Genomic DNA, 11,617 nt, shown 5'->3' on the forward strand with positions numbered 1-11,617 from the left:
GAAGGCGGCGGTCGTCACGGGCGGTTCACGGGGCACCACACCCGGCCACGCGAGAATGGGGCCGTGAGCACCTCCTGGACCTCCTTCGGCGGCGACCTGCACCTCGACCTCACCGAACGGCGGGCCGCCGGTGCCGGGCTGCGGGCCGCCCTGGAGGACGCGCTGCGCGAAGCCGTCCAGGACGGGCGGCTCGCCCCCGGCACCCGCCTGCCGTCCTCCCGGGCACTCGGCGAGGACCTCGGGATCGCCCGCAACACCGTGGTCGAGGCGTACGGCCAGCTCACCGCGGAGGGCTGGCTCAGCTCCCGGCAGGGCTCCGGCACCACCGTCGCCCGGCGAGCAGTGCCGGAGCCGGTCCAGGGCCGGCGGCCGGCGGCCCGGACGGCGCCGCGGCGGCAGACGGCCCGGTACGACCTGATGTCCGGACGGCCCGACGTCTCGCTCTTCCCCCGCACCGCCTGGCTCACCGCCGCCCGCCGCGCCCTCGCCACCGCACCGCACGAGGCCCTCGACTACGGCAGCCCGCTCGTCCGGATCGAACTGCGGCAGGCGCTCACCCACTACCTGGCCCGGGTCCGCGGCGTCCGCACCGACCCGGACCACCTGCTCGTCTGCACCGGCGTCACCCAGGGCCTCGGCCTGCTCTGCGCCGCCCTGCGGGAACGCGGCGCCCGCACGCTGGGCGTCGAGGAGTACGGGCTGCCGCCGCAGCACGCGGTCGCCCGGGCCGCCGGGCTCGCCACCGCCCCGGTGCCGCTGGACGCGGACGGCGCTGTGGTCGACCGGCTCGGCAACCGGGCCGACGCCGTCCTGCTCACCCCGGCCCACCAGTTCCCCACCGGCGCCGCGCTGTCCGCCGGCCGGCGGGCGGAAGCGGTGCGGTGGGCGCGGGAGCACGACCGGTACGTCATCGAGGACGACTACGACGGCGAGTTCCGCTACGACCGGCAGCCGCTCGGCGCGATGCAGGCGCTGGACCCGGAACGGGTGGTGTACGCCGGAACGGCCGCCAAGAGCCTCGCACCGGGCCTGCGACTGGCCTGGCTGGCCCTGCCGGACGCGCTGGTCGAACCGGTCGCCCGGCTGAAGGCGCTGGCCGACACGATGTCCCCGGTGCTGGACCAGCTGACGCTGGCGGAGCTGATCACCTCCGGCACGTACGACCGCCACGTGCGGCGCTGCCGGCTGCACTACCGGCGCCGCCGCGACCACCTGGTCGCGGCGCTCGCCGAACGCGCCCCGCACATCCGGGTCACCGGCATCGCGGCCGGCCTGCACGCCGTCCTCCAGCTGCCGCCCGGTTCCACCCCCGAAACCGAACTCCTCGCCCGTGCCCAGCGGGCCGGCCTCTCCCTCAACGGCCTCACCTGGCACCGCGCCGCACCGTCCCCCGCCGACACCGCCCCACCCGCCCTGGTCATCGGCTACGCCGCCCCGCCGGATCACGCCTTCCCGGCGGCGGTGCAGGCCCTCTGCGAACTGCTGCGCAGGGCGTGAGGGGGAGGGTGGGCGGGGCTTCGGCCGCGCCGGCATCCCCCGAACCGACGTGCGGGGCATGACGGGCAGGCAGGGAACGGGCGGCCTCCGGGGCGCCGCAGTCGCCGGAGGCGGCACTGCGGCGGAGGGGGTGCCGGTCCGGGGGGCGGTCCGCCCGCCCCCCTCGGGGGCGGGGGCGGGCGGCCGGTCGGGGGTGTGGACTACTTGTTGCGGCTGCCGAGCTCGAACAGGAGGATGATGAATCCGGCGAAGGCGTGGCAGCCGACGGTGTAGAGCACCAGGCGGTGGTAGACGCGCTTGTTGGCCCACTTGCCGGCGTCGATGGTCTTCGGACCGGCGGCGGTGTCGGCCGCGGCGGCCGGGGTGGCGGTGGTGGCGGGATCGGCCATGGTGATCTCCTCCGGGGTGTTCTGACGGCAGGTCAGTGAACGGCGGCGGGGCCGCCGCCGAGGCAGAGTTCGCCGCCGGGGCTCTGCAGCAGGGTGTGGACGAAGAGCAGTTCGACGTCGCCGTCGGACTCCGCGGCGATGCAGTGCGGGGTGAGCGAGTCGTAGTGGGCGGAGTCGCCCACCGCGAGGTGGTGGACGCGGTCCCCGAGGGTGACCCGGAGCGCGCCCTTCAGGACGTACAGCCACTCCTCGCCCGGGTGGACCCGGACCACCGCGTCCTGCACGCCCGGCGGGACGTGGACCCGCAGGGCCTGCATGGCGCGGCCGGGGGCGCCGGCCCGGCGGTAGCCCCAGCCACCGGCCCGACCGGGCTCGATGGCGCCGCCGCGGACGACCGGGTCCGGTTCGGCCAGGGTCTCGCCGAGCAGGCCGGAGACCGAGGTCCCGTACGCGCGGGCGAGGCCGAGCAGGACGGGCAGCGAGGGCTGCCGGCGGCCGGTCTCCAGCCGGGACAGATAAGCTGGGGAGAGCCCGACCCGTCCGGCGGCCACCTCCAGCGTGAGACGGCTGCTGAGCCGGTGCTCACGGAGGCGGGCGGCGAGGCCGGCGACCTCCTGGTCGTCGAGCTGTTCGCCCGTGGCGGCGGCACCGGTGGAGCTGCTGGTCATGTGTCCAGTGGACACCCGGCGTGCCGCACAGGCAAGAATTTTGCCTCAGAGGCAAGCAGCCCGAGAACCCGCGCTCACGGCCGCGGAATGTTCCGCAGGTTGCTCCGCGCCAGGTCGATCATGCGCCCGACTCCGCCCGAGAGCACCGTCCTGCTCGCCGCCAGCGCGAAGCCCTTCAGCTGGGCGGCGGTGATGTGCGGCGGGATGGACAGCGCGTTGGGGTCGGTGACCACGTCCACCAGGGCCGGACCCGGCCGTTCCAGCGCCTCCGCCAGCACCTCCCGGACCCGGGACGGCTCGGTCACCCGCTTGGCCTGGATGCCCATCGCCCGGGCGATCCCGGCGTAGTCCACGTCCCCGTTGTCGATCTCGGACTCCGGGTAGCCGGAGACCAGCATCTCCAGCTTGATCATGCCGAGCGCGCCGTTGTTGAAGACCACCGTCTTCACCGGCAGCCGGTGCTTGGCCACCGTGAGCAGCTCGCCGAGCAGCATGCCGATCCCGCCGTCGCCCGCCATCGCGACCACCTGCCGCCCCGGGCAGGCGGCCTGGGCGCCGATCGCGTGCGGGAGGGCGTTGGCCATCGAGCCGTGCAGGAAGGAGCCGATCACCCGGCGACGGCCGTTGGGCTGGAGGTAGCGGGCGGCCCAGACGTTGTTCATGCCGGTGTCCACGGTGAACACCGCGTCCTCGGCGGCCACGTCGTCCAGCACCGAGGCGACGTACTCGGGGTGGATCGGCAGGTGCTTCTCGATGTCCCGGGTGTACGCACCGATCACGTCCTCCAGCGCCCGGCAGTGCTTGCGCAGCATCCCGTCCAGGAAGGCCCGGTCGGACTTGGCCTCCAGCAGCGGCAGCACGGCCCGCAGGGTGGCGGCCACGTCGCCGTGGACGGCCAGGTCGAGGGCGGTGCGGCGGCCGAGCCGGGTGGCGTCGTGGTCGACCTGGACGGTGTGCGCCTGCGGCAGGAAGGAGTCGTACGGGAAGTCGGTGCCGAGCAGCAGCACCAGGTCGGCGGAGTGCAGCGCCTCGTGGCACGCGCCGTAGCCGAGCAGTCCGCTCATGCCCACGTCGTACGGGTTGTCGAACTGGATCCACTCCTTGCCGCGCAGGGAGTGGCCGATCGGCGCGTTCAGGGCCTGCGCGGCCGCCAGCACCTCGGTGTGCGCCCCGCGCACCCCGGCGCCGCAGAACAGCACGACCTTGCGGGCCTCGTTGAGCAGCCGGGCCAGCTCCTGCACCTGGGACCAGGGCGGCGCGGCGACGGCCTGCTCGGTGAGGAAGTGGCTGGTGCCGGTGGGTGCGGCGGCGGGGAGCGCGGCGACGTCCCCGGGGAAGGCGAGCACCGAGACGCCGTGCGAGCCGAGCGCGTGCTGGATCGCGACCCGCAGCAGGCGGGGCAGCTGGGCAGGGGTGGAGAGCATCTCGCACCAGTTGCTGCAGTCGGTGAACACCCGCTCGGGGTGGGTCTCCTGGAAGAAGCCGGTGCCGATCTGCCCGGACGGGATGTGCGAGGCGAGCGCGAGCACCGGAAGGCCGCTGCGCTGGGCGTCGTAGAGGCCCTGGATGAGGTGGGTGTTGCCGGGGCCGCAGGAGCCCGCGCAGACCGCGAGCCGTCCGGAGATCTCGGCCTCGGCGGCGGCCGCGAAGGCGCCGGCCTCCTCGTTGCGCACGTGCACCCAGCTGATGCCGTCGGCCCGGCGGATCGCGTCGACGACGGGGTTGAGGCTGTCGCCGACGACGCCGTAGACCCGCTCCACCCCGGCCTGCCGGAGCACCTCCACCATCTGTTCGGCCACGCTCGCCACGGCTGCACTCCTTCGGTTGCCACGGGACACCTGCACCCTCCGTCGGCGGGGTGGCGGGCGCAGCCGGGGTGGGCCGCACGGGTGAGGGTGGGGCGCGGGGCGGGACCGGGCCGGGGCGGCCGGACGGCTGGCGGGGTGGCGTGCGCCCCGGGTTCGGTGCGCACGCCCGCCGCCGTGGTCCTACTCCGCCGCCAGGTGGTCCTGCTGGCCGAGCTTGCCCGCCGCGAGGCCGGCCTGGGGCTGGCGGCGGGCGGGTTCGCGGCCCGGGGGCTGGGCGACCCGCTCCTGGGCGGGCGGGGCGGTGGTCGGCACGGTGACCGGGGAGCCGGACTTGACCCGGACCGCCTCGCCGTCGTGCCGCACGACGAGAACCTCGCCGCGGCGCAGCGTGTACGTCGTCCGCTCGTGGGTGATCTCGACGCCGAGCAGGTGCCCGCGCACCAGCAGCGAGAAGCTCAGCCGCATCAGCCCGGACGGCAGCCGGGGCTGGAACGAGAGCGTCCCGGTGTGGTCGCGCAGCCCGCCGAAGCCGGCCACCAGGGCGATGCAGGCCCCGGCGAGCGAGGCCATGTGCAGGCCGTCGCGGGTGTTGCCGCCGAGGTCGTGCAGGTCCATCAGCGCCGCCTCCGCCGTGTAGTCGTAGGCGAGGTCGAGCTGGCCGACCTCGGCGGCGATGACCGCCTGGGTGCAGGCGGAGAGCGAGGAGTCCCGGACGGTCAGCCGCTCGTAGTAGGCGAAGTTGCGGGCCTTCTGCTCGTCGGTGAAGGCGTCGCCGCGGACCTGCATGGCGAGCACCAGGTCGGCCTGCTTGACCACCTGCTTGCGGTACAGGTCGAAGTACGGGTAGTGCAGCAGCAGCGGGTACTTCTCCGGCGGGGTGTGCTCGAAGTCCCAGACCTGGTGGTGGGTGAAGCCGTCGGCCTGCGGGTGGATGCCGCGGTCCTCGTCGTACGGGATGTACATCGCGGCGGCCGCGTCGCGCCAGGCGGCGGTCTCCTCGGTGTCCACGCCGAGCCGCGCGGCCTCGTGCGGGTGGCGGACGGCGGCCTCGGCGGCGGCGAGCAGGTTGCTCTGCGCCATCAGGTTGGTGAAGACGTTGTTGTCCGCGACGGCGCTGTACTCGTCGGGGCCGGTGACACCCTCGATGCGGAACTTCCCGGCCACGTCGTGGTGGCCGAGCGAGCGCCACATCCGGGCGGTCTCGACGAGCAGTTCGAGCCCGTAGTCGCGCTCGAACTCCCCGTCCCCGGTGGCCCGGACGTAGCGGGCGACGGCGGCGGCGATGTCGGCGCTGATGTGGAAGGCCGCGGTGCCGGCCGGCCAGTACCCGGAGCACTCCTCGCCGCGGATCGTCCGCCACGGGAACACGGCGCCGGACAGGCCGAGTTGGACCGCCCGCTCGCGGGCCAGCGGCAGGGTGGTGTGCCGCCAGCGCAGGGCCTGGTTGACGGCGGAGGGCAGGCAGTACGTGAGCACCGGCAGGACGAAGGTCTCGGTGTCCCAGAAGCTGTGCCCGTCGTAGCCGGGCCCGGTCAGCCCCTTGGCGGGGATGGCCCGCTCCTCGCTGCGGACGCCGGCCTGCAGGACGTGGAAGACCGCGAACCGGACGGCCTGCTGGAGTTCGACGTCGCCCTCGATCTCGATGTCGCTGGTCTCCCAGAACTCCCGGAGGAAGTCGGCCTGTTCGGTGACCAGCCCGTCCCAGCCGGTGTACCGGGCGGCGGTCAGCGCGGCCTCCACCTGGTCCCGGACGGCGGGCAGCGAGCGGGTGCCGGACCACCCGTAGGCCATGAACTTGGTCAGCCGCAGCCGCTGTCCGGCCTTGAGCACGGTGGTGACGCTGATCCGGCACTGGTCGGTCTCGGACTCGGCGACGGTGTCGGACTTCTCCGGACCCTCGATGACGTGGTCCATCCCGGCCGCGACCCGGATGCCGCTGTAGCGGGTGCGGTGCACCAGGACGGCCTTGGTGCCGCTGGCGTGGTGCGCCTCGGGGTGCAGCGGCGCCTCCAGCACGGCGGCGGCCCGCGGGTCGCCCTCGGGGCCGCCGGGCAGCTGCTCGTTGGCGACCAGCTCGGACTGGACCACGATCCGCACCGGGCCGTCCACCGCCTCGATGCTGTACTCGACGGCGGCGACGGCGCGCTGGGTGAGCGAGACCAGCCGGGAGGAGCGCACCCTGATCGTCCGCCCGGCCGGAGAGGTCCACTCGGCCTCCCGGTGCAGCACGCCCTCGCGGAAGTCCAACCAACGCTTGTGGCTGAGGAGTTCGCCGTAGCGCAGGTCGAAGGGCTCGTCGTCCACCAGCAGCCGGATGATCTTGCCGTTGGTCACGTTGATGACGCTCTGGCTCGACTCCGGGTAGCCGTAGCCGCCCTCGCCGTACGGCAGCGGGCGCAGCTCGAAGACGCCGTTGAGGTAGGTGCCGGGCAGGCCGTGCGGCTCCCCCTCGTCCAGGTTGGCGCGCAGGCCGATGTGCCCGTTGGAGAGCGCGAAGACGGATTCGGCGCGGGCCAGCGAGGTCAGGTCCAGGCCCTGTTCGGTGATCTGCCAGGGGTCGATCGCGAAGTTGTCCGCGGGACTCATGCCTTCTCCCCCAGGAGCTCGGAGAGGTCCCGGACGACCACGGTGGCGCCGTCCCGGCGCAGTTCGGCGGCCTGGCCGACGCGGTCCACCCCGACCACCGCGCCGAAGCCGCCGGCCCGGCCGGAGGCGACCCCGGCGAGCGCGTCCTCGAAGACCGCGGCGTGGGCGGGTTCGACGCCGAGGGCGCGGGCGGCGTACAGATAGGTGTCGGGGGCGGGCTTGCCGGGCAGGCCCTCGGCCTTGGCCACGTTGCCGTCCACGATCACCTCGAACAGCTCCTCGATGCCGGCCGCCCGCAGCACGTCGCGGCAGTTGGCGCTGGAGGAGACCACGGCGCTGGGCAGCCCGGCCGCGCGCAGCCGGTGCACGTAGTCGACCGAGCCCTGGTACGGCTGGACGCCCTGCTCCCGGATCAGCCGCAGCACGGTGTCGTTCTTGGCCCGGCTGATCCCCTGCACGGTACGGGAGTTGGGCGGATCCTCCGGGGTGCCCTCGGGCAGTTCGATGCCCCGGCTGAGCAGGAACGCGCGGGTGCCGTCCAGGCGCGGGCGGCCGTCCACGTAGGTGTCGTAGTCGGTGACGGCGTCGAAGGGGACGAACTGCCCGCCGGTTCGGACGGCTTCGGCGCGCAGGAAGGTGTCGAAGGTGTCCTTCCAGGCCGCAGCGTGCACCTTCGCGGTCTGGGTGAGCACCCCGTCGAGGTCGAAGAGGAAAGCACGGATGTCGTCCGGTAGCCCCAGCATGGGTGCAGTCTTACCCGGGAACGGGCGGGAAGCCGCCCATTTCCCGGCGGCGCGTCGCGGGAAGGGCGGCTTCCGGTTGCCCGGCACTGCCGGGCCGGGACGGCGTTACGGCGAGTCGGGCATCTGTGCCTCGGGCGCCTCGATGACCGCGAAGGCCGCGCCCTGCGGGTCCTGGACCACCGCCATCCGGCCGGACTGCATGTCGAACGCCGGCTGGATCACCGAGCCGCCGGCCTTGACCAAGGCGTCCACCGTGGAGTCGGTGCTGTCCACCGAGAAGTAGGTCATCCAGTGCGAGGGCGTGCCGGGCGCCAGGTAGCCGGGGATCGCCTGCATGCCGCCCACCGTACGGTCGCCGACATTGAGCGAGAAGTAGCCGTCCATGCCCTGGATGGTGGCCGGGCGCAGCCCGAGGGCCGGCTGGTAGAAGCGGCCGGCCGCGCCGGTGTCGGCAGTGTTGAGCTCGTTCCAGACCAGCGCGCCGGGCTCGTTGACCACGCCCGCGCCGATGAAGTCCATCGCCTGCCAGACCCCGAACACCGCGCCGGTCGGATCGGCGGCGACCAGCATCCGGCCGATCGTGCCGATGTCCATCGGGTCGTACAGGAGGGTGCCGCCGGCCGCGGCGATGGATGCCCGGGCCGCGTCGACGTCGTCCGAGGCGAGGTAGGTGGTCCAGGCGACGGGCGGCGTCGGCTGCCCCTCGGGCGCCATCTGCGCCATGATCCCGGCGACCGGCCGGCCGTTGAGCAGGCACACGGCGTAGCCGCCGAACTCGGCCGGGCCGACCTTGCCCTGCCAGCCGAACAGGTCGCGGTAGAAGTCGAGCGCGGCCTGCTGGTCGCTCGCCATCAGGTCGACCCAGCACGGGGTGCCGGGCATGTACGGATCGGTGACTACGGGCATTGCTGGGCCTCCCGGAGGCGGTGGTGGCCGGCTGTGGTGGTCGGAGCGGTCGGGCCGTCGGGCGGGTCGGGCCGCGTGGGGGTCCGGCCCGGCCGGGACGACGGCGGTACACCGCCACCATCGGCCCGCCGCCGCGATCCCGCCACCGGACGGCGCCCTGCGGGCGACCGGCGGCCGGACCGTCACGGGGCGTTCACGGGGTTTTCACGGGGCGTCGTGGCGGTGCGCGGTGACGAAGTACGGCTGCACCTTGCCACTCTGCGCGTAGTCCTTGAGCCGGACCAGCAGTTCGGCCCAGGTGCCGGCCACCGCCGGGACGCCCTCCTCGCTGCCCGGCTGCCAGCCGCCGTGGCGGAACAGCAGCCGGGTGCGCTCGGGCTGGTCGGACGCGCCGGACCGGTCGGCTGTGGCGGGCTGGTCGGACGCGCCCGGCTGGTCGGACAGCTCCCAGCTGATCCAGGTGCCGGCCCAGTGCGGCGGGAAGGAGCCGGCGTTGGTCCACACCACCCGGTCCCGGTCCGCCCGCTCCACCCGCAGCCGGAACGGCTCGGGGACGTCGGGGAAGTCGAACAGCAGGACGTCGCCGTCGCGGTCCACGCCGGTGGTCCACCAGGCGGTCAGCCCGTCGTGCGTGGTGAGCGCGGCGAGCACCACGGCCCGGGGTGCGGCGATGTCGAGCTGGAGGGCGATCTCGGGCATGGGGGTCCGCCTTTCGCGGTGACCGCTGGGTCCCTGCCCGGAGGCGTTCGGGCCCCGGGGCGTCCGGGCCCCAGGCCCACCATGGCACGACCCCCGGACCCGCGCGCCCCGGAGGGCGCCGGCCCGGGGGTCGTCCCCGTGCTCCCGTGTTCCGGCGGGTGCGGTCAGCCGCCGCTGCCGTAGCTGGTGTTCGCGCAGATGTCGTCGTCCGCGGAGCGGGCGTCGTTGGTGATGGTGGTCGGCAGCGGCTGCGGGGGCGCCGGGACGCCCGGGGCGGCGGACGGCGCGCCGCCGCCTGCGGGGGCACCGGGCGCCATCCCCATCGCGGCCGCGTACTCCTGGCCGACGATCACCGAGATGCCCCGGGCACTGCTGGTCTCCAGACCGGCGCCCGGGAACAGCGCGGCGACCTTCTCGGCGTTCGCCTTCTGCCCGGAGCCGTACTCGATCGTGGTGGCCTTGTACTTGGTGCTGGCCGCCTGGCCCGCCGTGCTGGCGGTGAACTTGGCGCCCTTCAGCTGTTCGGTCGCCTTGCCGGCCAGGCCGTTGACGGTCGTTCCGTTGTAGACCGCCACCCTGATCGCCGAGTTGGCGGTGTCCCCGGCCGGGGCGGCCGGGGTGGTGGCCGGCGCGGGCTGCTGCGAAGCCGGGCTGGTGCCGTCGGCCGGGGCGTCCGGCTGCTGGCCGGTGGCGTTCTGGCCGTCGATGGTCTGGTCGGCCTTGAGGGTCTCCCAGAGCTTGCCGGCGTCCGCCTGGACCAGGTCGAGGTCCTGGTCCTGGGTGCGGTAACGCCACGGGACCGTCACGAACTTGAGGTCGTGCATGTCGATGTTCTTCAGCGACAGGCCGAAGGAGAGCAGCTTGTCGGCGGAGTCCAGGCCGGGGTCGACGACCAGGGACTTGGTCGCCGCGTCGGCCAGCGGCAGAAGGGTGGTGGGGTTCATCCCATCCTTCTTGATCTTGCTGGCGAGCGAACCGAGGAACGCCTGCTGGCGCTTCATCCGGCCGATGTCCGAGCCGTCGCCGATGCCGTGCCGCAGCCGGACGTAGTCGAGCGCCTTCTGGCCCTCCACGGTCTGCTTGCCCTGCGGAAGGACGAGGTCGCCCTTCTTCTTCAGCTTGGGGTTGATGTCACCCTCGTAGATCGGCTTCGGCAGGCAGATGTCCACGCCGTTGACGGCCGAGGTCATCGAGGCGAAGCCGTTGAAGTCGACCACGAGGGTGTGGTCGACGCGGATGCCGGTGAGCTTCTCCACCGTGTTCTGGGTGCAGGCCGGGTTGCCGTCGTCGCTGCCGCCCATCGAGAACGCGGCGTTGAACAGATCGGTGTTGCCGCCCTTGGTCCACTTGCCGTTGGGCAACTTGCAGGACGGCAGCTCGACCTTGGCGTTGCGCGGTATCGAGATCCCCACGGCGTGCTTGTGATCGGCGTAGACGTGCAACAGGATCGTGGTGTCCGAACGGGCGCCGCCGTCCTCGCCGCCGCCGAGGTCGGCGTTGTTCTTGCCGCGGCTGTCCGAACCGATCAGCAGGATGTTGACCGGCTTGTTGCCGTCCGCGTCGGCCTTCGCCTCCGGGGGGCGGTTGCGGGCTATCGCGTCGGCGTCGAAGGACTTGATGTTGGCGTTCAGCTTGAGGTAGATCGCGCCGCCGACGCCGGCGATGACCACCAGCACGCCCGCCGTCGACCAGGCGACGATCTTCTTCACGTTCTTCTTGGGCTTGGCGCTCTTGCGGGCGGCGGCCCGGCCACCACCCGCCGACGCGGCCTCCGCTTTCCCGCCGCCACCGCCGCGTCCGCCCTTGCCCTGGGCGGCGCGACGGGCCTCCGCCCGGCCGCCGGCACGCGGGGAGGGCACGGAGCCCGCGGCGTCTTCCGTCGCGGGCACGCCTTCGCCCCGAGCCGGGCTCTCGCCCCTCCGACCTGACATGCGCGTACCTTTCACCGACGGAAGCGACGCCCCTGACGATCCGGCGCACCGCACACAGAGAGACGGTCCGGACCGTTCCCAGGTTGCACATACGACCGTCACCACTAACCGACGATCGTGGCTTCCGATCATATTTAGGCCCGACACGATCACGGACCTCCGGGCCGCGGACAACGCTGTCGATCGGCGGACGACACCACGACAGAACAGTCGAAAACGCCCGATTCCGACGTGAGCCATGCCACTTCACGGTTCCTGCACCGGCGCCGGATTCCGGCCGCCGGGGCGGCCCGTGGAGGGTGTCGCGGAGTCGGAGCGGCCGCGGCGGCCGGTCCTTCAGGCCGGCGGTCGTCGGGTGCGCGGATCCGCGCGGGCGTGCGGCAACAACGG

General features: G+C 73.5%; 9 protein-coding genes. 1 reads left to right on the forward strand and 8 read right to left on the reverse strand.

The annotated features are described in order from the left end of the window. The first annotated feature begins 63 nt into the window (after window positions 1–63). Window positions 64–1,497: a PLP-dependent aminotransferase family protein gene (locus ACFU7Y_RS01995; RefSeq protein ID WP_380766061.1), complete on the forward strand. Its 1,434-nt coding sequence runs from the start codon at window positions 64–66 to the stop codon at window positions 1,495–1,497. Window positions 1,498–1,697: 200 nt separating this feature from the next. Here ACFU7Y_RS01995 and ACFU7Y_RS02000 read toward each other — a convergent pair whose 3' ends face one another. From ACFU7Y_RS02000 to ACFU7Y_RS02035, 8 genes are all read right to left on the reverse strand, one after another. Further along, window positions 1,698–1,886, reverse strand: coding sequence for a DUF6126 family protein (locus ACFU7Y_RS02000; RefSeq protein WP_224284786.1), 189 nt, complete (start codon window positions 1,884–1,886; stop codon window positions 1,698–1,700). A 32-nt stretch (window positions 1,887–1,918) separates the two neighbouring features. Beyond that, a complete protein-coding gene (locus tag ACFU7Y_RS02005; protein ID WP_224284785.1) occupies window positions 1,919–2,554 on the reverse strand; it encodes a helix-turn-helix domain-containing protein in 636 nt (211 codons plus the stop codon). Between the two features lie 74 nt (window positions 2,555–2,628). Further along, window positions 2,629–4,362, reverse strand: a complete 1,734-nt coding sequence (locus ACFU7Y_RS02010) for a pyruvate dehydrogenase (RefSeq protein WP_224284784.1) — start codon at window positions 4,360–4,362, stop codon at window positions 2,629–2,631. 180 nt (window positions 4,363–4,542) lie between these two features. Further along, the gene (locus tag ACFU7Y_RS02015) at window positions 4,543–6,948 is read right to left on the reverse strand and encodes a glycoside hydrolase family 65 protein (protein WP_380766065.1); all 2,406 of its coding nucleotides are present in this window, start codon (window positions 6,946–6,948) and stop codon (window positions 4,543–4,545) included. Beyond that, the gene (locus ACFU7Y_RS02020; protein ID WP_224281612.1) at window positions 6,945–7,691 is read right to left on the reverse strand and encodes an HAD family phosphatase; all 747 of its coding nucleotides are present in this window, start codon (window positions 7,689–7,691) and stop codon (window positions 6,945–6,947) included. Before ACFU7Y_RS02020 ends, ACFU7Y_RS02015 begins: the two co-directional genes overlap by 4 nt. Window positions 7,692–7,796: 105 nt before the next feature. Further along, complete coding sequence (locus tag ACFU7Y_RS02025; RefSeq protein WP_224281611.1) at window positions 7,797–8,597, reverse strand: VOC family protein; 801 nt, start codon at window positions 8,595–8,597, stop codon at window positions 7,797–7,799. A gap of 204 nt (window positions 8,598–8,801) precedes the next feature. Then, complete coding sequence (locus ACFU7Y_RS02030) at window positions 8,802–9,296, reverse strand: SRPBCC domain-containing protein (protein WP_224281610.1); 495 nt, start codon at window positions 9,294–9,296, stop codon at window positions 8,802–8,804. Window positions 9,297–9,460: 164 nt separating this feature from the next. Further along, a complete protein-coding gene (locus ACFU7Y_RS02035; protein ID WP_224281609.1) occupies window positions 9,461–11,185 on the reverse strand; it encodes an LCP family protein in 1,725 nt (574 codons plus the stop codon). Window positions 11,186–11,617 lie beyond the last annotated feature (432 nt).

The organism is Kitasatospora sp. NPDC057542, assembly GCF_042801945.1.
Classification (GTDB): Bacteria; Actinomycetota; Actinomycetes; order Streptomycetales; family Streptomycetaceae; genus Kitasatospora.